We start from the raw sequence: 20,905 nt of genomic DNA, 5'->3' as shown, positions 1-20,905 counted from the left end.
TTTTTGGTGCCGTTCTCCTTTCTGCTCATTGCCTCTGTTTTGGCGGTTAACAGCTGTTAACCGCCGCTATCCTTCGTGGCTCTCTGATTGGAACCGATCGAAGGAATCCTGAATGAGCTGGTCCAAATTCTGATCCAGCCAATTCGCGAATCTCGTGTTCTCCCCTGCCCGCTTGACGGTGACTGATAGCGCCGATTTACCACTTTTGATCTGCACACCGGGAACGGGCGTGCGCTCCTCGACAGATCGTTCTTGCTTACCTCGTTTTCCAACTTCGTTGAGAACGAGGTCTAGCCGACCGTCAGAGTCGAGATCACCAGATTGACCAAGAACACCCAGAACACCCTCCTCCGAGAGTTGTTCTTTCTCAAACGCCGTTGCGAGTGTGGTCCATTTCGGGCGCCCTGCTCCTGGAGCCGCGCCGATGGCTTCACCGACAGCCAAGGGTACTAGCCGATTGATACGCTCAAGCTGCGAAAGAGTATTCTTGCTGATAGCCAAAGCCTGGCACGCCTCCGCACGCGAGTAGCCCTGCTCCAGGATCGCTTGCGCGAACCGAACACGTTCATAATAGCTCAGCTCAGCGCGGCCCGCATTTTCGAGGCCTTTCGCCATCAATGCATCGGTATCATCGAGCGTCCGGATCAGAGCCCGCACTGGTATCCCCAGATGGCGGCACGCAAGTATTCGTCTCTGGCCGTAGATGACCTCGAAATGCCCGTCACGATCCTTCGAAGGACGTAGAAGCACCGGGACTTGCTGTCCGGCATCAGCGATGCTGGTTGCGAGATCTTTGATCGATTCATTCGATGCGGCGCGGTTAACAGCTGTTAACTCGATATCCAGCCGGTCCTTGGGTCCCCAAGCTAGGATAAGATTTGTATCGATATCCTGGATGCCGCCGAGACCCGCACGAACAGAGCCGATGGTTCCTTTCGGCAATGTTCGATGAGCTCTATCAGAAGCCCCATCTTTCGGCGTCTCAGTCGCCGCAGTAATCGCAGCCATGATGCCGGTTTTGTTTTTACCCATAGCCATGATTACCGCCCCCAAGCCTGTTGAAGCATTCCCGCAATCTCAGCACCAACCGCATCCATGCTGTTCTTTGCGCGATCATAGGTCGATCTGGTCATCTCGGATCGCGCAACCTCGTAGATCGACATCTTGAGCATCGATGCGTCGCCAATAGCCGTACTACGCAGTCCGGTCGCCCCAACAACACGATCCTGGAAAAGAGCGCGCATAAGGCTCACGATCTGCTGACTGGGGATATCGCTCGGATCGTCCCGCGTAATAAGGAAGGAGAAAAAATCATGATCGAGTTTGACGCCCGTGTCCTCGATCACACCAAGATAAGCAGAAGTCATTTCGACAAACTGCTGGGTGGAAGCAAGGTCGAGCATGCTCGGCGTCATCGGCACGATGACCGAGGTCGCAGCGTAGAGGCCGGTCAAAGTCAAGAATCCGAGAGCGGGTGGGCTGTCGATAACCACCACGTCGTAGTCACCCTCAACGGACTGGATCGCCAGGCTGAGCTTCTCAAAGAATGCAACGCCACGACCTGCATTGACCGCAGTTTCTGTTTCAAACTCGCTTAGAACAAGCCGGGCAGGAGTCAAATGAAGGCCAGGGAAATAGGTTTCTACGATGGCCTCAGACATCGGCACCGGGTCGTCATAGCGAAGTGCGTCGTAAATCGACGCCCCTTCAAACTCCAGTTCAGTCTGAATCCCGCAAAAACCCGTGAGGCTCCCTTGCGGATCCAGGTCAATCGCCAAGACCCGATAACCGTTCAATGCAAGGTAGTGACACAGATGAATCGCAGAGGTGGACTTAGCAGATCCACCTTTAAAGTTCATCAGCTGAATAACCTGAAGCTTGTCGCCCTCGCGACGACCAGGAAGATATTTGCCAGGCTTACGAGAGCTAGCCTCCAAAAAATGGCGGGCTTGAAGGATCTCTTCACCGGAATAAAAGCGCCGTCCGTTCTTGATTACTTCCGGCTCCGGCAAGGACCCGTCGCTATGGCACTTGCGCAAGAATTGCCCGGTCACCCCTAGAAGATCAGCAGTCTCTGTAGCACTAAATAGTCTCAAATTCTTGCGTTGATCGGGGGCGTAGGCTTGCTGAAGATGCGTCGTGAGCGCGGTGTGTAGACGCGCTGCTATCTGGCTTGTAAGCTCGGATTGAGACGCCGCTTCGATTGGTGCCGTCTGGAACATGGTTGCTATTTCTCTGCTCGAACGCGCTTATTTGCGCAACTTGACTCTAATGGCCGTGATTCACCATGTTAAGTCAAGGATTTTATCCACAAATTGTGCTGCCGGACCAAAGGGCTACTAGGGAAGCCACGCACCCTCTAGAGTTAACAGCTGTTAACAGCACCCACGAACTATTGGTACAGCAAGACATCTGTCGTCGATTGGGCGTCGCTCCAAACCGATCCAATAACGGTCCCTCGACCGAAAATTAGGCTGGCGAGAGAGACAATGCACATAGGCGGATTGAAACCAAGCACCGACAGATCTACCGCGGAACAAGGGCCCTAATGGGCCATATGTCGAAGTTACATTGATGCTCAAGAGCCGAGGTTAAACGCCGAGATCACAGTCGTATTGCATCAACAAGGTTGGTTAAGACCCTGACGTCTGGCGCGTCAACGGTGCCCAGCAGGGTAGGGGGGGCAGCACCGTTGCTTTCCCGGCAGGAACAATATTCGACGTAGAGCACCACGTAGATAGAACCAGTTCGACTACACCTCGCCGGACCTCAAGACCTGCTAGTTGAGTCCTCGTTGTTTAGGACGGATGAGTGGCGATCCGTGGCAATTTAAGTTCCCGAGTTTGTCCGTAGAACGAACGGTCGGCACTCCCTACAGCCGATGCGCTCGCTCGGCCGCTTCGAAAAAGCGCTGGAAATGAAGTGCGGATACCGTGCTTGCCGCCGCCCAAACTACGGCTCAATGACGCAACTCCTTCACCAGCTTTCTGGGGGCAGGTTGCACCCAGTTTCGCTGTCCAGATGATCCACGTTGAACATCGATGGCAGTTGCCTTGCGAAGCTCAAAGGTGCAGGAACACCCGCCGACCAAATACAAGGGCAGGGGCCCCGGATCAATGTCCAGGTCCTGATCGAAGCGCTTATCAAATGCCGGAGGCAAGCGGGTTCAGCTGTGACGACACCGGAGCTTTTCTCGCGGGCATCCAGTCCTTGTGCCTGGTCGAGGATCTGACGATCCAAACCCATCAGGTAGGTCGCGCCATAACGGAGAAGTATCGGTTCTCGGTCTATGACGCGGTGATCGTGGCTGCCGCGCTGATCGCCGGATGCACGACACTGTGGTGCGAGGACATGCACGACGGATTACTCGTGGAAGAGCAGTTGCGCATCATCAATCCATTTTCCTGACCGCAAAACGGGCGGCAACCTCGCAATCGTTCTATCGGATGGAAGAATTGCAAGGTTGTGATTATTGCGCGGGCTTCAGCAAACCCAACTTCTCCGCCCGTTCCAGCAGCATCCTCACGGACGACGGCTGCCAACTGGCGCGTCCGCGTGGTGTGCGCTCACGCATCGATTCCAACCGATCGCAGATCGCCACTAGCGTGATGTCCGGGTTCGCGCCCTTGATGGCAGCGACGATCGCGGGCAGGCGGTCGTCGGTTTCGCGACGTCCGGCGCGGTCCAGAACCTCGGCGGGCAGGAACCCGTCGCGCACATAGGCTTTCACGGCGCGCAGCAGGCGGCTTTGCGTCCAGCGGCGATCATGGGGCAGGGGGCCGTTGATGATCCGCAATATGTCTTCCCAAGCCATATCGGGCCGCAGGCGGCGCACATGGGGCACCCAATCCTGCGCGGTCTCGTTCAGCCGCTCCATGTAGCCGTCTTGCCGCGCCAGTCGCACCTTGCGTAGCGCCGCTGGATCGCGGTCACGCAGGCCCGGGTTGCCGCCGACTCGGCCCTTAGTACGGGCGCTCGCCAGCCCCGCCTTGGTGCGTTCCCGGATCAGCGCGCGCTCGAACTCGGCCGCGGCCCCCAGAACCTGCAATGTGAACTTGCCCTGCGGGGAAGCGGTGTCGATGGGGTCCTGCAGGGAGCGGAAGAAAGCTCCCTTGGCCTCCAGACGTTCGATCACCTCCAGCAAGTGCGACAGAGACCGCGCAAGCCGGTCGATCCGAACGACAACCAGCGTGTCGCCGCTCTGGACGCGTTCGAGCACGCGGGCAAGTACTGGCCGCGCACGATTGCCGCCTGAGGCGTGTTCTTCAAAGATCTCTACGCAACCCGCAGATTGAAGGGCCTCAGACTGGGGCAGGGGGGTCTGATCCTCTGTGGAAACTCGCGCGTAGCCTATCAAGGGCATCAAATCATGCTTTTTGCAGTTTTACATATCACTAATAAAAGACTGATTGAAAACAATGTTTAGTCTTTAGGGTGCCGCTAAATTACACATCAAGACCGTGCAAACTGCCAACGCGGGGAAAGCGTAGCAACTTTTTGTCAGCGTGCCTTTCTACGGATCAACAAACAAGCCGTGTCGGCGCATTAATGGTGCGGAGCTGCGCCTTTTGCCATCATGAGGTGGTGCGCCTGGTGATGCGCCCCGATGGTCATCAGACCAAAGAAACCAAGCCCCTGAATCTGCGCGGCATCGCCATCGACACTGAGCGCCACGCCATCTTCTAAGTCCTCTGTCACAACATCCCAGCCGGTTTCAGCCGCGAGAAAGGGCGCATGAGCGGGCACCATGGCGCGGATGGCCTGGAGAACGAGGGGGGTGCCCTGAATCTCGAACCGGGCCCCTTCCGGCCGCAGGGTGCGGGTGACCACGGCCTCCTGGGTCAGAAGGTCCATATCGACCAGATGACGGCGCAATCCGTCGATATCGACCCGCTCCCAATCCGTCTCGGGATCGGCTTGAAGGATCGCAACGATTTCCGCCAGGGCAGCAAAGGCCGATTGCCCGGTTTCCTGTGGTCCACCCCTATCTTGCCCAGTCGCGGAATGGGTGTGCTGCGCGGCCACGGGTGCGGCCATCACTATGGCAAGGAGGAGGGGAATGAGACGCATGGACGGGTCCTTTAATGGGGTGGTGTCATCTTTACGCTAGCAGGGGCGGATGCATCGCAATATGATTTCAATCATATGCTGCCAAACCCCTTTGATCTTATCCCGAGCTCAGCCCTGCGCCCAATTTCCGGCGCGATTGGCGATGTAGTGTTTCATCAAGGTGACCCCACCCACGGTCTCTATGTCGTGCAAACCGGACGCGTGCATCTCGAGCGGGTCGGCCCAAATGGCGAGCGGTTCATCATTCACCGTGCTCAAGCCGGGACAAGCTTTGCCGAAGCTTCGGTGTTTTCAGAGGTCTATCATTGCGATGCGGTCTGTGTTGAGGCCGGAGCGCTGATCCGGATCGACAAGGCTGCCGTCTTGGCCGCCTTTGCCGACCCGGCATTTGCCCGCGCCTATGGCCGTCAGGCCGCTCAACAGATACAGGCGCAGCGACAGATGCTCGAGATCGTCGGCGTTCGGCGCGCAGAGGACCGGGTGATGGCGGGGTTGGTCGCGGGCCTGCTCGACGGCTCCGTCGTCGAGTTCGCCGCCCGGTTGCAGCTGAGCCATGAGGCGACCTACAGGTCGCTGCGAAAGCTTGTGCAGGACGGGCGGGTCACAAACCCGACCCGCGGGATCTATCACCTGCGCCCATGACCCAATCAGCTGTGGCTGGCGAAGACGGAGGTCGCCCCGTCGGAGCCGACAAGCAGAGCATCAAAAGTGTCACCGGCCCCAGGACCGCCCATGCCGGGCGAACTCATCGGCATGCCTGGGACCGTCAATCCGCGCGCCACCGGTTGTTCTGCCAGCAGCCGCGTGATGTCCGCGGCAGGCACGTGGCCCTCGATGAAGTAGTCGCCTATGATCGCCGTGTGGCATCCAGCCAGCTCCGGTGCGATTTGCAGCCGGTCTTTGAACGCATAAAGCGCATCCTGATCGACGTCCTGCGCCTCGACCGCGAACCCAGCTTGCCGGACATGATCGACCCAGGCGGAGCAGCATCCACAGGTTGGCGTTTTGAGCACCTTCAGAAGGGGTGTCGTGTCAGCGACAACTGGGAACGCCAGGGTGGCTGCTGCGCCTGTGATCAAAAATGTGCGTCGTTTCATTGGGAGGTCCTCTAGAATTTATTAGTGAGTTTAGCGTCCTGCGCCGCGCTGTCGAGCGGGTCTGCATGGGCGGCATGGGCGTCGGCGGCGGCGGGCGACACGCGTTGGCTGTCCGGGAGCGTCGCATCGAGATCCCGCGCGTGGCGCTCGTCGAGACACGCGGTTTCGAGCTGCAGCGTGACCATGTGAAACCCATAGTGTTCCGTCAGTCGATGATAGGCCCGGTTCAGCAGGTCCGCGGCCTCTGCGGGCTCACCATGGCGGATATGGGCAGAAAAGGCGTGTTTTCCGCTGGTCAGCGTCCAAGCATGCACATGGTGAACGTCCAGAACCCCGTCCTGGCCGCGCAGGTCCGCCGTCACAGCCTTGAGATCCGTTCCCTCGGGCGTGCCTTCCATGAGAATGTGGACCGCTTCTTTGATGACGCCGACGGGGGCCCAGAGGAGAACCACCCCGAACGCCATGCCGAGGATCGGGTCAATCGCCAGAAACCCGGTGAACTCGATCACGAGAGCGGTGACGATGATCAGGAGGCTGCCGACAAAGGTCTGGATGATATGCCAGAGCGCACCACGGGCATTCAGATCGTCCTTGCTCGATTGCCACATCAGCCCCAGCGAGATCACTTCGGTGACCAGGCCTCCGAAGGCGACCCAGAGCATGGGACCTGTGGCCAGGTGAATCGGATTCCCGAGCCGCATCGCGCCCATCCAGATCACCAGAAGCGCCATGCCGAGAAGAAAGCCGCCATTCACCAGCGCCCCGATGATCTCGGCGCGGTACCATCCGAAACTGCGCGTCGAATCCGCGGGGCGGCGCGCAATCCGCTGCGCGGTGATGGCCACCAGAACGCCGCCAACCGCCGACAGGGTGTGAAACGCATCCGACAGCACGGCAATCGAGCCGGTCCAGAGCCCCACGGCCAGTTCAATTACGAAATAGACCCCGGTGAGCCAGGCAGAAATTACAAGGGCCTTGCCTGAAGTGGGCATGTGCCCGGAATGCGCGTGAGCGGCCATATCAGCTCTCCTTTCGAGGGGTTTGTCGTTCGCGCAACAGCGCAAACAGCATCGACAGGGCGGTGGCACCGCCAAGGGCAAGCGCGGTCCAGGCGGCGGTGCGGGCATCGCCGTTCATCGCGGCACTGCCCAAGTGCGCCAGCAGGAAACTGGCCGGAATAATCCCGGCCAATGTGGCCAAGGCGAAGCGCCACAGATGCAACGGACTGAGACCCGCTGCGTAGCTGATCAGATCGAAGGAGAGGAACGGTAGCAGCCGACTGGCGAAGACCATGAAGGTGAGCGTGTTCTGTGATCCGAGAAAACCCGGGGCGACGTTGCGCCCCAGATGACGTTCCGCAAAGGGGCGGCCCAGATGTCGGGCGAGCAGGAACGCGGCGATCGCGCCGATCTCCGCGCCGAGAACCACAAGGATCGTCCCGAAGGTGTGACCGTACGCGGCACCGGCGGCCAGCGCGATCGGCGCTGAGGGCAGGGGGCTTGCCACGATGGCCAAACCCATCAGTGTAACGACAAGGAACGGCCCGAATAATCCTGCGGCATCGATCCAGGCCTGCAACCTGTCGCGGTCCGGCCAGCCGAAGGGTCCATCCAAGAGGTCCGGCGCAAACAGAAAAACACCCAACGCAAGGACAACCACAAGAAGGAGGAACCGAGCCAGCACAGCTTATCCCTCACAAAAAGAGAACAGGAAGGCGGCGGACCAGGCATCCAAGTGACCAGAGATCAAATGCGCAAGCCGCCCCGCAGGGTACGCTAAGGTCCGATCTACACAGGGGGACGCGGTATCAAAGGGGAGTTCCATCATGCGTGCCCACATGGGGCTTCCAGCAACTGGAGGGTCAACAACCCTGGAGCCAATTGATACATTTTGCGACAAAGGAAGTTCGGGTCTTTCCCGAAAGATCAACCTATTCTGCCTCTTATGACGCGTGATTTTCATTCAACGGCCGTGATGCCGAAAAGACCCCAGTCTCCCGGAGGGGACCGCTGATGTCATCTCAGGCCCATATCCTGGTGGTTGATGATCACGCTGAGATTCGTCGCTCGGTGACGCGCTATCTTGAGAAAAACGGGCTACGTGCCACAGGCGTCAGCGACACAGAAGAGATGGATGCCCAACTTGCCCGGGACGCCATTGATCTCATCGTGCTCGACATCATGATGCCGGGGGAGGATGGAATTGCGGCATGCGCCAGATTGCGACAGGAGCGCCAGACGATCCCGATCCTCATGCTGACGGCTCTCGGCGAGGATGACGACCGTATCAAGGGGCTCGACACCGGGGCCGACGATTACCTTTCCAAACCCTTCAATCCGCGCGAACTGCTGGCGAGGATCAACGCGATCCTGCGGCGCGCTGGTGACGCGGTGCCGCCGCATGGCGGGTCTTTTGCGGGCAAGACAGCCTGGTTCGCGGATATCAAATTCGACCACGATGCCCGCCACGTCGTGACGCCCGAGCGGGGGACCACGGCGCTGACCACTGCCGAAGCCAAGCTCCTGACAGTGTTTCTCGAACGCCCCCGGATGGTCATCAGCCGAGACGATCTTCTCGCTCTGAGTGCCGGTCGCACGGCGGGACCGCTGGACCGGACGATCGACAATCAGGTGTCGCGACTGCGCCGCAAGATCGAACCTGATGTGCTGCGCCCGCGCATCATCTCGACGGTGCGCAACGGCGGCTATTGTCTGAACGCCGATGTGGAGATCGAGGCGTGATGCGGATGGGGTTTCGCACGCAGATCGCGCTCCTGGTCGTGTCGGTCTTGTTTGTCGCGCAAAGCGTGGGTCTGTGGCTCTTTGTCGATGAGCGTTCGCTGGCCGTGCAGGCCGCCATCGGCAGTGAAGCGGCCGGGCGGGCGGCCAATGTGGCACGGCTGATCGAGGAAGCCCCGCTGGATCTGCATGACGAGATCGTAGCAGCGGCCACTTCTCCCCTGGTGCGCTTTGCGTTGAGCGACACGCCCGAAGTGACCCATACGCATCATGACCAGAACGGGGCCATCGAGGCGCGGGTTCGCGCGCTCCTGAACGATGGATACAGCCGGGACATCCGAGTCGAAGTGCATGAGATCGAACAGGGGCTGCTGCCCTTGCCGAACCTGTCGCCGGAAATGGCCGAAATGCACGCCGAAATGATGCAAGGCACTCTGGCTGCAATCGAAATGGAGCTCTCGATCGCCATTGAGGGCGGGCAGTGGCTCAATGTCGGCACGCGGTTCGAGCGCCCGCCGATCCAGTGGTCCTGGGCATCCACGCTCTCTTTCGCCCTCACCGTCGCCGTGCTGCTGCTTGCCATCTTCTGGTTTCTGCTGACACGCCTGACCCGCCCCCTGAACGATCTTGCCCGGGCCGCGGAGGTTTTGGGGCGCGGCGGCGGGCATGAGCCGATCGCGCCAACGGGCCCGCGCGAAGTCCGGGACCTGTCGGCCGCCTTCAATGACATGCAGGCGCGGCTGGCGCGCTTTGTGTCCGACCGCACGCAGATGCTGGCAGCGCTGGCCCATGATCTCAGATCTCCGCTCACAGCGCTGCGCGTGCGCGCCGAGCTGGTCGACGATCCCGAAACCAAAGAAGGGATCTCCGCGTCGCTCGACGAGATGCAGGACATGGTGGAAGCCACGCTCGCCTACGCGCGCGGTGTCGGGCAGGATGAAGCGCTGGAGGAGGTCGACATCAGCACATATCTGCTGACGCTTCATGGCGAGACCCGTGACGCGCTTGACCTGGTGGCCGGGCCGGACGCCCGGCTGCAGATCAAGCCAAAGGCGCTGCGGCGCGCCTTGCGCAATCTCATCGACAATGCGCTGCGCTATGGGCGTGATCCTGCACTCTCGTGGGAGATGACCGATGACAGCATCGACATCATCATCGACGATCAGGGGCCGGGCATCCCGGAGGCTGATATTGATGACGTGTTTCAGCCGTTTCTGCGGCTTGAGCAATCGCGCTCCCTGGAAACCGGCGGTCATGGCTTGGGACTTTCGATCGCGCGCAGCATCGTGCTGCAACATGGAGGATCGATCGCGCTGTCGAATCGCGCCGAGGGCGGTCTCCGGGCGCGCGTCTCTCTGCCCATCGCGCGTCCTGAGACATCCGTATCCCGGAGTTCAGACGCTCTCGCGACAGACGGGTTTCAGCGCCGCCAAGCAGGCTGACCCAGACCGTTTCGCAATTCGCGTCTCTCACCGTTGATACATAACCTTACAAATTTCCGGGGCTGATCGCATTCCGCCACTTCCCAGAGTTCGATAGAAAACAAAGCGTTCGACATGGAAAAGAGGCAGTCCCATGAAGGCAAGAAACCAATCGTTCCTCTCGCGTCGCCGCTTTGCCGGCGGCCTCGGCACTGCGATGCTGTGTGCGCCGTCTTTGCTGCGCGCCGAAACGCTGGCTCCCGTGCGCCGCAACGCGTCGAGCTTCCGCACCCACAATTGGCAGGATCATTTCGATACTCTGGGCAAAGGCATCATCATCGCGGACACCATTTCGCGCGCGCTCCAGCAGTGGACGGCGGATGGCACCATGTTTGTCTATCCAACTTCTGTTCCGATGACGGATGAACTCACGCGCCGGGGATATACGGAAATCATCTTCAAGGACCCGGAACCCGATTGGACGCCGACACCCTCCATGCGCGAGCGCGACCCAACTTTGCCGGCCTACATGCCGCCGGGTCCGGACAATCCGCTTGGAGTGCGGTCGCTGCATCTGACATGGCAGTATTACCGCATTCACGGGACACATGACACGCGCAAGATCGGCCGACGCTCTTCGAGCGGCTGCATCGGTCTTTACAATGAGCACATCATCGAGGTTTTTGATCGGACCCCGGTTGGCACTCAGGTCAAATTGATCTGATGGGGCGATACAGCGTCATTGCATTGGCGATCGTGGCGATTCTGGCCGTCGGCTTTTTGTGGACAGAGCAGGGCGACGACGCTGCAGAGCGAGCTTCCGGCGACGTCAGTGCGGGCGGCGCACCGATGGTCGAGGTTGTTCTGCCAGAAACTCTCTCGACCAACGCACAGGTCGGCAAATTGGCCTATGAGGCCAAATGCGCAGTGTGTCATGGTACGAATGCCGCTGGTCAGGACGGTGTCGCCCCACCATTGGTGCACAAGATCTATGAACCCAGCCATCACGGAGACGGTGCTTTCCTGCTGGCGGCGAAGAACGGCGTTCGGGCACATCATTGGCGCTTTGGAAACATGCCACCCGTGGCGGGCGTGACGGATGGGGATGTAAAGATGATCGTGGCATATGTGCGTGAATTGCAGCGGGCAAATGGAATAAACTGAGCAGGCAACCAAGTGAAGGATAACCGCGTGAAGCAAATATTGGGAATTGCCGTTTTTCTGGCCATGATCGGAACGAACGCGCTGGCGCATTCGGAAAAAGAAAGCATGACGCTTGCCGATGGCGCGGTCCTGGAAAACGTGCCCGAGACACTCGAGATGCGGTTCAACGACGGGATGCGTTTGACGAAAGTCGAAATGACCCATGCGGGCACCCAGGTCGAAACGCTCGACCTCGGCGCACAATCAGGCTTCGTGAAAGAATTCTCCTTGCCGCTCGTGCCGATGGGATCCGGTCTCTACCAGATCGAGTGGCGCGGTCTGGGCGTCGATGGACATCCCATGACCGGCAGTTTTACCTTCGAGGTGAAGTGAGGCGTGCCAGATCTCTGGGGACTGGCCGCGATTGCCACCAAGTTCTTCCTCTACCTCGGGGTCCTCGCGAGTGGAGGCCTTATCCTCTGTCGACTTGTTCTCGCCGACCAGATGTCGGCACTCGATCGCGCAGCGCGCATTTGGGCGATTGGCTTTGCCACACTGGCGGTGGCAATGGCCGCTCTGGGATTTGCCGTCCGGGGTGCGGTGCTCATGGATGACGTCTCCGGCATGGTCGATCCGTCCATTCTGGCCCTTCTATGGCAGACCCCACCCGGAGAAGCATTGCTGTTCCGGCTCCTCGGACTGGGGACACTTGTTCTCGGCGCTGCGATTGGCGGGCGTTGGCTATGGGTGGCGGCGGTCGGCGGCGCTGTCGCGATCTGGAGCTTTTGCGAGATCGGTCATGTGGCGAGCCAGGATCGGCTGTGGTTTCAGAGTGTCTTGTTTGCGCATCTCATTGCCGCGGCATTCTGGATTGGCATCTTCCTTCCACTCAGCCGCCTCTCGCGGTCCGCGGACACTTTGGGTGACGCCGCAGCCCTCGGGCATCGCTTTGGCCAGATCGCCGCTGTCGCCGTTCCGCTCCTCGTCGTTGCCGGCGCGATCATGACCTGGCGCCTGGTGGGATCCGTCTCAGCCCTGTTCGGAACCGGCTACGGTCTGTGGCTTTTGGCAAAGCTTGCCGCTGTGGCATTGCTGTTGGCTTTGGCAGCACTCAATAAGGTGCGTCTCGTACCGGCTCTTCAAAGGGGTGATCCCGGCGTCGGTACGCAACTGTCAAAGTCGATTTCCTTGGAATGGCTCTGCGTTGGCGTCATTCTACTCGCAACAGCCATCTTCACTTCAGTTCTTACGGTGCCGACATGAGCCTGACAAAACGTGACTTCCTCAAAATCAGCGCCGCCGGTTTGGCGGTGATGCCGCAGGCCCTGTCCGCACAGACGACATTGGCGACGCTGAGAGCCAGCGTCACCGATCTCCAATTGCTGCCGGAGCAATATGAAAAGACAACAGTATGGGGCTTCGAAGGGCACGCCCCCGGCCCGGAAATCAGAATTGCACAAGGGGCGCGGGTAACCCGGCGGATCGTCAATGACCTGCCGGCGCCGACCTCGGTTCACTGGCATGGCATTCGCATTGAGAACGCCATGGATGGCGTGGCGGGCCTGACGCAGGATGCGATCCCTCCGGGAGAGAGCTTTGAGTATGACTTCGTGGCCCCCGACGCCGGCACCTACTGGTACCATTCCCATAACCGGTCGTTTGAGCAGGTCGCCCGTGGACTGCACGGAGCGCTGATCGTGGAGGAGCCCGACGCGCTCGACATCGATCATGAGGGGGTCCTTATCCTCGATGATTGGTTGATCGATCCCGAGACAGCACAGATTCCGGACACCTTCGGGGCGATGCATGATCTCAGTCATGCAGGCCGGCTCGGGAACTACATCACCACGAATGGGCGCTATAACCTGTCGCGCGACGTGGCGCGCCACGATCGGCTGAGGCTGAGACTGATCAATGCGGCCAATGCACGTGTGTTTCAGCTGGGGCTGGACGGGCTCGACGGCTGGATTGTTGCCTTGGACGGCATGCCTTTGGGTCAGCCACAGAAGAATGACGGGACTTTTCTTCTCGCCCCCGCCCAACGCATCGATCTGATTGTCGATGTCGTCGCAGAGTTGGGTGGTGCCGGGCATATCGTACAATTCGACCGTGGCGAGAGTTTCTCTCAAGTGGCCTTCGAGGTGCGATCAGATGGCACGCGCGCGCGCCGCGCAGCGCCGCTGGCATTGCCACCGAATCCTGTTCCCGTGCCGAATCTGGCCGAGGCGAGAGACATCGCTTTGCGCATGGAAGGTGGGGCCATGGGTGGCATGCGGGGCGCGATGATGGGCGGTCGGATGTCATCGATGCGCGACATGATGCAAGCCGGGCAATTCTGGGCCTTCAACGGATCGGTTGGGGGTATGGATGGCTCCCCATTGGCATCTCTCTCATTGGGCGAAACGGTCCGGATGAAGATCACCAACGACACCTCCTTCCCGCACGCGATGCACCTGCATGGCATGCATTTCCACGAGATTGCAGCTGACGGAAGCCTCGGGGCTCTGAGAGACACCACGCTGCTTCAGCGCGGCGAGGTTCGGGACATTGCCTTTGTCGCGGACAATCCCGGCAAATGGCTGCTGCATTGCCACATGCTCTCGCACTCGGCCTCGGGCATGATGACATGGATCGATGTGGCGTGACCCGGGCTACGCTCTCCCTGGGCATTGGACTGCTGCTTCTCCTCGGGGCAGGGATCTATGTCTGGACCGGCGCAGCTGCTGAGGCTGAACGCGGCATCATGCCCGAAGACATCGACATTGTCGCGGGAAAAGCGCTCTATGCCGAGACCTGTGCGGCCTGCCACGGTGCCAATCTCGAGGGTCAGCCGGACTGGCGCAGCCCGGGCGAAGACGGGCGATTGCCCGCGCCGCCGCATGACGAGACCGGGCATACCTGGCACCATGGGGACCAGCTTCTGTTTGACTACACCAAGCTCGGGGGCCGCGCCGTGATGGCGGCGCAGGGCATGGACTTCGACAGCGGGATGCCCGGCTTCGGGGATCAACTGAGCGATCAGGAAATCTGGAACATCCTGGGGTACATCAAATCAACCTGGCCCGAACGGATTCAGGACATGCAAGCTATGCGGACGGAAGGCGAGACGCGGAGTAGGGAGAATTAGAATGCAAATCACCAAGGTGATGGCGATACTCGCCATAGTGACACTGCCACTGGCCGCACAGGCTGACACGCTGAGTGAGGACAGGGTGAAAGAGCTGGTGCTCGAGGCCATTCGCGAGAACCCCGAGATTGTGCTCGAGGCGGTTCAGATCATCGAACAACGCGAACAGCAGCGCCAGGCGGCAGCGGCGGCAAGCGTGTTGTCTGACAACCGGGATGTTCTGGAGAACGATCCGAACGCGCCGGTCCTCGGCAACCCGGATGGCGATGTGACCGTGGTCGAGTTCTTCGACTACAACTGCCCCTATTGCCGTCGCGTGAAACCGGAGATCGAAGCGCTGCTCGCCGAAGATCCGAACGTCAAACTGGTCTACCGGGAATGGCCGATCCTCGGCGAGGGGTCGGTCTTTGCTGCCCGCGCCGCCCTGGCCGCGCGCGAACAGGGCAAGTACGAGGAATTCCACTGGGCTTTGATGGGGATGCAGGGCCGCGCGGAAGAGGCGAGCGTCATCCGCGTGGCCGAAGAGGTCGGGCTCGATATCGCCGAACTCCGCCGGGACATGGAAGCGCCTGAGATTGACGCCCATATCTCGGCATCGATGGAGATGAGCCGCGACCTTGGCTTTAACGGGACGCCGTCCTTCGTGATCGGCGATGCGCTCGTTCCAGGTGTCATCGACGCGGACCAGATGATCCGGCTGACGGAAGAGGCCCGCGCGGCCGAGCAATAGGATCAGACCGGGTTTGTGCTGTAGCCAGCCGCCTCGATCGCCTTTGCGACAGCGCTACCGGTCTGGCGTGTCTCCACGGCGACCGTTCGGGCGGCGAGGTCAGGGGTAACCTGCGCCGCCGGGTCGAGCGCGAGAATTTCTCGGGTGATAGCGGCCGTGCAATGACCGCAACTCATGTCCGGGACATGGAATTTCATGGATGACCCTCCTTGGTTAGGAGAGGCTTAGGGTTTCCAGCAGGTGGAAGGTCAAGCGTCTGTCGCCTGGGGCTCCGCGCGTTTTTCGGGGGATATCGCATCCGACGGCTGGCGGGTCCCGTGACAGGATTTTCCCATGAAAAGGAACATCACCCCATGAGCCGCGAGACACAGCAGGATTGGGGCCAGCACACCGAGGCTGGTGGAGAGCCCCGAGATGGTCCCACCGCCTGCGAAGAAGACGAGCAGGGGCAGAACCATGACCGCGCAGCAGATCCACATCCCGGCATGCATGATTTTGGTTCCGGTTCCGTGATTTTGTGTCTTTTGGGCGTGCATGGTTGGACCTCCGAGCCCTCTGATATCTGACAAGCGGGCGGGCCAGCAAGTTTACATTCCGATACATTTCATTTGGAAACAGCTGGTTACAGACAGGTGATGCTCCCTTCACACGGGTGGCTGAAGGTTTTTGTGAATTGCCCTTGAGCTTCCAGTGACTGGAAGCCCTATATTCGCCTTGAAGCTCGAATTGAGGTGAACCGCCATGACCGAAAGATACCAGAAAACTCTGAGCATAGAGGGCATGACCTGTGCCTCCTGCGTGGGCCGTGTTGAAAAGGCATTGTCCGGGTTGGAGGGCGTGACCGGCGTCACCGTCAATCTTGCCTCTGAAACCGTGCGCCTGTCTGTCGAGACGCCAGCTCATCTGACCGAGGCTGCGGAAACGTTGAAAACACTGGGCTATCCGGCCCGGACGGCGAAGATCACCCTGAACATCGCGTCCATGTCCTGCGCCTCCTGCGTGGGACGGGTGGACAAGGCGCTTGCCGACCTTCCCGGTGTGGTGTCGGTCACTGTGAATCTGGCCGCCGAGACGGCGATGGTCGAGTATCTCGAAGGGACAGTATCGCCCGGGGACCTCATGGCGGCCTCCGCGGCCATCGGCTACCCGGCGGAGATTGCAGAAGCAAACGCCAGCCAATCTCGGGTGGAACGCAAGGCGGAAGAGGCGGACGGACTGCGGCGCAATGTCCTGCTTGCAGCGGTGCTCACTCTCCCGGTCTTCATCCTCGAGATGGGCGCGCATCTTGTACCTGCCTTTCACATGGTGATCGAGCGCAGCATCGGGACGCAGACCTCCTGGATCATCCAGTTCCTTCTCACGACGATCGTCCTGTTCGGGCCGGGGCGTCATTTCTATACGAAAGGCTTCCCAGCACTCTTTCGAGGTGCGCCTGACATGAACAGTCTCGTGGCTGTCGGCACGGGGGCTGCTTGGGTCTATTCCGTGGTCGCCACCTTCTTGCCAGCGCTTCTGCCCGAAGGCGTGCGTGCGGTGTATTTCGAGGCTGCGGCCGTGATCGTCGTTCTCATCTTGGTCGGACGCTGGCTGGAGGCGCGTGCGAAAGGTCGTACCGGAGCTGCCATCCAAGCGCTTCTGGGTCTGCAGGCGCGCACCGCCCGTGTCATTCGGAACGGAGCAGCAGAGGAGGTGGATGTCGATGCCTTGGCTGTTGGCGACGTGATCCTTGTGCGCCCGGGAGAGCGGATCCCGGTGGATGGCGCGGTGACCGAGGGATCCAGCAATGTCGATGAAAGCATGATCACAGGCGAACCGGTTCCCGTTGCGAAATCCGCGGGGGCAAACGTCACGGGCGGCACCGTCAACGGGACCGGCAGCTTGACCTTCCAAGCGGTCCGGGTTGGGGCGGACACAACGCTCGCGCAGATCATCCGCATGGTCGAAGAAGCGCAGGGGGCCAAACTGCCCATCCAGGGCCTCGTGGATCGTGTGACGCTGTGGTTCGTCCCGGCTGTCATGGTCTTGTCGGCATTGACGGTTCTTGTGTGGCTGACCGTCGGACCTGACCCCGCGCTTACCTTTGCACTGGTGGCCGGTGTGTCCGTTCTGATCATTGCCTGTCCCTGCGCCATGGGGTTGGCCACGCCGACATCGATCATGGTGGGCACCGGCCGCGCGGCGGAAATGGGGGTGCTCTTTCGCAAGGGTGATGCGCTTCAAGCGCTGTCAGAGGTCGATGTCGTCGCGCTCGACAAGACCGGGACCGTCACCGAAGGCCAGCCGACCCTTACCGATGTGATCGTGGCAGACGGCTTCGATCGGAAGCGCGTTCTCGGCCTGATTGCCTCCGTCGAAGCACAGTCCGAACACCCGATTGCCGAGGCCATTCTCCGCGGCGCGCAAAGCGACGGTGTTGCTGTGCCTTCTGCGACGGGCTTTCGGTCTGTCACGGGTTACGGCGTTGCCGCGACAGTCGAGGGCCAAGAGGTCTTGGTCGGTGCGGATCGTCACATGCGCCGCGAAGGGATCGAGATCGCCGCGCTGATGGATAGGGAAAAGGATCTTGCAAGCCGCGGTCGGACCGCGCTCTATGCGGCCATAGACGGCGAACTGGCGGCGGTGATCGCTGTCGCGGACCCTGTGAAGCGCGCGAGCCAGGAGGCCATTGCCGCCCTGCATGATCGCGGTTTCAAAGTTGCGATGATTACCGGCGACAAACAGGAAACTGCCGAGGCCATCGCGCGTGAGACCGGGATCGATCACGTGATTGCCGGGGTCCTGCCCGATGGCAAGGTGGCCGCGCTCGATGATTTGCGGGCCGGGGACCGAAAGATCGCGTTCGTGGGCGACGGGATCAACGACGCGCCGGCCCTGGCGCACGCCGATGTCGGCATTGCCATCGGCACAGGCACCGACGTTGCCATCGAATCCGCGGATGTTGTGCTGATGTCCGGGGACCTGCGCGGTGTCGTGAATGCTGTCGAGGTCTCGAAACGGACCATGACGAACATCCGCCAGAACCTGGTCTGGGCCTTTGGCTACAATGTCGCGCTGATCCCGGTCGCCGCAGGCGTTCTTTACCCGGCCTTTGGGCTGCTTCTGTCGCCGGTCTTTGCGGCGGGTGCCATGGCCCTATCCTCTGTTTCGGTTCTGACAAACGCCCTGCGTCTGCGCCGCATCACCCCCGCGATGCGCGAAGAGGCGACCCCCCCTGCGCCGCGGATCGAAACGCAATCGCAACCTGCTGAATAGGAGGGCAAGGACATGAATATTGGAGAAGTTGCGGACCGGTCCGGCATTCCACCAAAAACCATCCGATACTACGAGGATATCGGCCTGATCAGGCCGCAAAGAAGCGACAACGGATACCGCGCGTTTCGGGAAACCGACCTCCATAAACTGGCTTTTCTCGGTCGCGCGCGGGCGCTCGGGTTCTCGATCGAGGATTGCCGTGTCCTTCTGAGCCTTTACGAGGACGAAACGCGGGAGAGTGCTCAGGTGAAGGCCATCGCCGAAGAGCATCTGTCGGCCATCGATGACAAGATCGCGCAGCTTCGGGAGATGCGGGAAACACTGTCGCACCTCGTCGATGCCTGCCACGGTGATCATCGCCCGGATTGCCCGATCTTGGGAGAATTGGCAGGCGCGACGGAGTAACACGAAAAAAATGGCTTGGATTGGGAACCTTCCAGCGCTGGAACTTTGTTCGCTTGGTGAAGGAGAGGAATTCCGATGTCAGAATCTACATTCGAAACCCAGCATTCTCACGAGGAGGCCAAAGCCAAATCGCAGGACCACGCGCAATCCCCCTATGGTCGCTTCTTTGCGATGGTCGGCACTTCCACCGCCTTGATGTTCGGGTTGATGTACCTGAACACCTACGCATTCGAGCATGTCTATTGGAGTGAGACACGCTTCTACATGACCTTTGTGATGGGCGCGACCATGGCAATTGTCATGTTGACCTTCATGCTTGGCATGTATCGAAACACAACCGTCAACGCGGCAGTTTTTGTCGGATCGGCAGCTCTGTTCGCCGGTGCCCTGTGGCTGGTTCGAAGCCAGGAAACCGTACAGGACGAAAGCTGGATGAGCGCGATGATCCCGCACCATTCCATCGCGATCATGACCAGTGAACGGGCGGAAATCACAGATCCACGGGTCGCCGCACTGGCGAAGGAGATTGTGCATGCTCAAAACCGCGAAATCTCGGAGATGCGCTATTTGCTCGCCGATATTGCGACAAACGGTGAAGCCGGGTCTGACTGGCCGCTGGGTGCGTCTGCAGGCCCCGCCAGCATAGACAGCCTGATACAGGCGGTCGCTACACCGGTCATTGCAGGTATTCGGCCAGCACCTCTGTCAACCGATGAAATCGCCCGAGCCCTCGGGTCAAGTGTCGCCTGTACCTTCGTGCGGGCCGTCAACGCCGATCCCATTCTGGCCACCGACGGCAGCGGGCAGGCGTGACGAAAATCTCTGGCTCGCTGGTGATGTTCGGCGCCGAGGGCGACATCTCCGACGGCGGCGTACTTGGCACTTATGGGGGTCAATTGACCATCACGCCGGGTGAGGGAGACTCTGCTGAAGACGCGACACTGCTGTTCGAACTGAGCGGTGATCCGGCGCTGGCCGTGGGCTTCATGGGCTACTGGACCTGCAAAACCTGACCGATCGGAGGGTACGTTATGCCGAAGGACAATTCCCAATCGACCAGAGAGGCGGTCCTGTACCGCATGGTGATGGACGACCACCTTTGCCCCTACGGTCTGAAATCCAAGGATCTGTTGGAGCGCGAGGGCTATGAGGTCGAGGATCACCACCTGACGTCGCGTGCCGAAACCGATGCTTTCTTGGAGGAACACGGGGTCGAGACAACACCACAGACCTTTATGGATGGCGAGCGGATCGGCGGTTATGAAGCCCTGCGCAAGCACTTCGGACAAGATGTGCCCGACGAGGACGACACCTCCTATCAGCCCGTCATCGCGATATTTTCAATGGCGCTTCTGATGGCGCTTGGCCTCAGCTGGGCCAGTTTCGGATCCCTTTTCACGCTGCGCACCTTCGAGTGGTTCATTGCGATCTCGATGTGCTTCCTGGCGGTCCAGAAGCTTCAGGACATCGAGAGCTTCTCGACCATGTTCCTGAACTACGATCTGCTCGCCCAACGCTGGGTGCGCTACGGTTATGTCTACCCGTTCGGCGAGGCCATTGCGGGTGTTCTCATGGTCGCGGGCGCTTTAGTCTGGATCGCCGCGCCGATAGCGCTCTTTATCGGCACGATTGGCGCGGCGTCCGTCTTCAAGGCCGTCTACATCGACAAACGGGAGCTCAAATGCGCCTGCGTTGGCGGGGCGTCGAACGTGCCTCTGGGGTTCGTCTCGCTCACGGAGAACTTGATGATGATCTTTATGGGCCTCTGGATGCCCGCGCGGGCGTTCGGATGGTTTTGAAGCGGATGTAACACTTGCATCCCGTTTCTAGTCCGAAGCGATGCTGCGGGTCGCGGCCGCGTCCAACGCGTCGAGAACCGAAGCCGGGGTCAGCACTTCTGACAGCGCGATGCCCGAAGGGGC

General features: G+C 60.2%; 25 protein-coding genes. 17 read left to right on the top strand and 8 right to left on the bottom strand.

Features of this window, described 5'->3' with window-relative positions:
- Positions 1 to 66: 66 nt before the first annotated feature.
- Positions 67 to 1,038 (bottom strand): plasmid partitioning protein RepB, encoded by a 972-nt coding sequence (gene repB, locus TM5383_RS16045; RefSeq protein WP_058320059.1) that lies wholly within the window; start codon positions 1,036 to 1,038, stop codon positions 67 to 69.
- A gap of 2 nt (positions 1,039 to 1,040) precedes the next feature.
- Positions 1,041 to 2,222 carry a plasmid partitioning protein RepA gene (gene repA / locus TM5383_RS16040; protein ID WP_058320058.1) on the bottom strand — a complete coding sequence of 394 codons (1,182 nt, stop codon included), beginning with the start codon at positions 2,220 to 2,222 and terminating at the stop codon, positions 1,041 to 1,043.
- 925 nt (positions 2,223 to 3,147) lie between these two features.
- Here repA and TM5383_RS16035 point away from each other — a divergent pair.
- Positions 3,148 to 3,408 carry a PIN domain-containing protein gene (locus TM5383_RS16035; protein WP_231725195.1) on the top strand — a complete coding sequence of 87 codons (261 nt, stop codon included), beginning with the start codon at positions 3,148 to 3,150 and terminating at the stop codon, positions 3,406 to 3,408.
- Positions 3,409 to 3,469: 61 nt separating this feature from the next.
- On the opposite strand, the gene TM5383_RS16030 is transcribed toward TM5383_RS16035, so the two are convergent.
- Positions 3,470 to 4,363: a recombinase family protein gene (locus TM5383_RS16030; RefSeq protein ID WP_058320057.1), complete on the bottom strand. Its 894-nt coding sequence runs from the start codon at positions 4,361 to 4,363 to the stop codon at positions 3,470 to 3,472.
- A gap of 182 nt (positions 4,364 to 4,545) precedes the next feature.
- On the bottom strand, positions 4,546 to 5,070 hold the full coding sequence (locus TM5383_RS16025) for a hypothetical protein (protein ID WP_058320056.1): 525 nt from the start codon (positions 5,068 to 5,070) through the stop codon (positions 4,546 to 4,548).
- A 75-nt stretch (positions 5,071 to 5,145) separates the two neighbouring features.
- Between TM5383_RS16025 and TM5383_RS16020 the strand changes: the two genes are divergently transcribed.
- Positions 5,146 to 5,712, top strand: coding sequence for a Crp/Fnr family transcriptional regulator (locus TM5383_RS16020; protein ID WP_058320055.1), 567 nt, complete (start codon positions 5,146 to 5,148; stop codon positions 5,710 to 5,712).
- A 5-nt stretch (positions 5,713 to 5,717) separates the two neighbouring features.
- On the opposite strand, the gene TM5383_RS16015 is transcribed toward TM5383_RS16020, so the two are convergent.
- The 3 genes from TM5383_RS16015 to TM5383_RS16005 are packed head-to-tail and all read right to left on the bottom strand — an operon-like array spanning position 5,718 to position 7,850.
- On the bottom strand, positions 5,718 to 6,167 hold the full coding sequence (locus TM5383_RS16015) for a DUF411 domain-containing protein (protein ID WP_058320054.1): 450 nt from the start codon (positions 6,165 to 6,167) through the stop codon (positions 5,718 to 5,720).
- Between the two features lie 11 nt (positions 6,168 to 6,178).
- Complete coding sequence (locus TM5383_RS16010) at positions 6,179 to 7,186, bottom strand: cation diffusion facilitator family transporter (RefSeq protein WP_231725194.1); 1,008 nt, start codon at positions 7,184 to 7,186, stop codon at positions 6,179 to 6,181.
- Between the two features lies 1 nt (position 7,187).
- On the bottom strand, positions 7,188 to 7,850 hold the full coding sequence (locus tag TM5383_RS16005) for a TVP38/TMEM64 family protein (protein WP_058320053.1): 663 nt from the start codon (positions 7,848 to 7,850) through the stop codon (positions 7,188 to 7,190).
- A 329-nt stretch (positions 7,851 to 8,179) separates the two neighbouring features.
- Here TM5383_RS16005 and TM5383_RS16000 point away from each other — a divergent pair, with 329 nt between their 5' ends.
- The 9 genes from TM5383_RS16000 (at position 8,180) to TM5383_RS15960 (ending at position 15,326) form a co-directional block, all read left to right on the top strand.
- Positions 8,180 to 8,908, top strand: a complete 729-nt coding sequence (locus TM5383_RS16000) for a response regulator (protein WP_058320052.1) — start codon at positions 8,180 to 8,182, stop codon at positions 8,906 to 8,908.
- Between the two features lie 5 nt (positions 8,909 to 8,913).
- Complete coding sequence (locus tag TM5383_RS15995) at positions 8,914 to 10,347, top strand: ATP-binding protein (protein WP_407702698.1); 1,434 nt, start codon at positions 8,914 to 8,916, stop codon at positions 10,345 to 10,347.
- A 133-nt stretch (positions 10,348 to 10,480) separates the two neighbouring features.
- On the top strand, positions 10,481 to 11,050 hold the full coding sequence (locus tag TM5383_RS15990; protein ID WP_058320051.1) for a L,D-transpeptidase: 570 nt from the start codon (positions 10,481 to 10,483) through the stop codon (positions 11,048 to 11,050).
- The gene (locus tag TM5383_RS15985; protein WP_082645518.1) at positions 11,050 to 11,490 is read left to right on the top strand and encodes a c-type cytochrome; all 441 of its coding nucleotides are present in this window, start codon (positions 11,050 to 11,052) and stop codon (positions 11,488 to 11,490) included. Before TM5383_RS15990 ends, TM5383_RS15985 begins: the two co-directional genes overlap by 1 nt.
- A 27-nt stretch (positions 11,491 to 11,517) precedes the next feature.
- Positions 11,518 to 11,862, top strand: a complete 345-nt coding sequence (locus tag TM5383_RS15980; RefSeq protein ID WP_076400267.1) for a copper resistance CopC family protein — start codon at positions 11,518 to 11,520, stop codon at positions 11,860 to 11,862.
- A 3-nt stretch (positions 11,863 to 11,865) separates the two neighbouring features.
- Positions 11,866 to 12,732 (top strand): CopD family protein, encoded by an 867-nt coding sequence (locus tag TM5383_RS15975; RefSeq protein ID WP_058320050.1) that lies wholly within the window; start codon positions 11,866 to 11,868, stop codon positions 12,730 to 12,732.
- Positions 12,729 to 14,114: a multicopper oxidase family protein gene (locus TM5383_RS15970; protein WP_058320049.1), complete on the top strand. Its 1,386-nt coding sequence runs from the start codon at positions 12,729 to 12,731 to the stop codon at positions 14,112 to 14,114. The genes TM5383_RS15975 and TM5383_RS15970 overlap by 4 nt, the downstream gene beginning before the upstream one ends.
- A gap of 98 nt (positions 14,115 to 14,212) precedes the next feature.
- Complete coding sequence (locus TM5383_RS15965; RefSeq protein ID WP_143570317.1) at positions 14,213 to 14,596, top strand: c-type cytochrome; 384 nt, start codon at positions 14,213 to 14,215, stop codon at positions 14,594 to 14,596.
- 1 nt (position 14,597) lies between these two features.
- On the top strand, positions 14,598 to 15,326 hold the full coding sequence (locus tag TM5383_RS15960) for a DsbA family protein (RefSeq protein WP_058320048.1): 729 nt from the start codon (positions 14,598 to 14,600) through the stop codon (positions 15,324 to 15,326).
- 2 nt (positions 15,327 to 15,328) lie between these two features.
- On the opposite strand, the gene TM5383_RS15955 is transcribed toward TM5383_RS15960, so the two are convergent.
- A complete protein-coding gene (locus TM5383_RS15955; RefSeq protein ID WP_058320047.1) occupies positions 15,329 to 15,523 on the bottom strand; it encodes a heavy-metal-associated domain-containing protein in 195 nt (64 codons plus the stop codon).
- Between the two features lie 156 nt (positions 15,524 to 15,679).
- Here TM5383_RS15955 and TM5383_RS16775 point away from each other — a divergent pair, with 156 nt between their 5' ends.
- From TM5383_RS16775 to TM5383_RS15930, 6 genes are all read left to right on the top strand, one after another.
- Positions 15,680 to 15,892 carry a hypothetical protein gene (locus TM5383_RS16775; RefSeq protein WP_143570315.1) on the top strand — a complete coding sequence of 71 codons (213 nt, stop codon included), beginning with the start codon at positions 15,680 to 15,682 and terminating at the stop codon, positions 15,890 to 15,892.
- 175 nt (positions 15,893 to 16,067) lie between these two features.
- Complete coding sequence (locus tag TM5383_RS15945) at positions 16,068 to 18,578, top strand: heavy metal translocating P-type ATPase (protein WP_058320045.1); 2,511 nt, start codon at positions 16,068 to 16,070, stop codon at positions 18,576 to 18,578.
- Between the two features lie 12 nt (positions 18,579 to 18,590).
- Entirely contained in the window at positions 18,591 to 18,983 is a 393-nt protein-coding gene (gene cueR / locus TM5383_RS15940; RefSeq protein ID WP_058320044.1) for a Cu(I)-responsive transcriptional regulator, read from the top strand.
- Positions 18,984 to 19,058: 75 nt separating this feature from the next.
- Positions 19,059 to 19,796 (top strand): DUF305 domain-containing protein, encoded by a 738-nt coding sequence (locus TM5383_RS15935; RefSeq protein ID WP_231725193.1) that lies wholly within the window; start codon positions 19,059 to 19,061, stop codon positions 19,794 to 19,796.
- Positions 19,793 to 19,996 carry a hypothetical protein gene (locus TM5383_RS17040; protein ID WP_231725192.1) on the top strand — a complete coding sequence of 68 codons (204 nt, stop codon included), beginning with the start codon at positions 19,793 to 19,795 and terminating at the stop codon, positions 19,994 to 19,996. The genes TM5383_RS15935 and TM5383_RS17040 overlap by 4 nt, the downstream gene beginning before the upstream one ends.
- Before the next feature lie 18 nt (positions 19,997 to 20,014).
- Positions 20,015 to 20,782 (top strand): MauE/DoxX family redox-associated membrane protein, encoded by a 768-nt coding sequence (locus TM5383_RS15930; protein ID WP_058320043.1) that lies wholly within the window; start codon positions 20,015 to 20,017, stop codon positions 20,780 to 20,782.
- Positions 20,783 to 20,905 lie beyond the last annotated feature (123 nt).

It is taken from the genome of Thalassovita mediterranea (assembly GCF_001458435.1).
Classification (GTDB): Bacteria; Pseudomonadota; Alphaproteobacteria; order Rhodobacterales; family Rhodobacteraceae; genus Thalassobius; species Thalassobius mediterraneus.
This window is presented reverse-complemented; position numbering and strand designations above follow the sequence as displayed.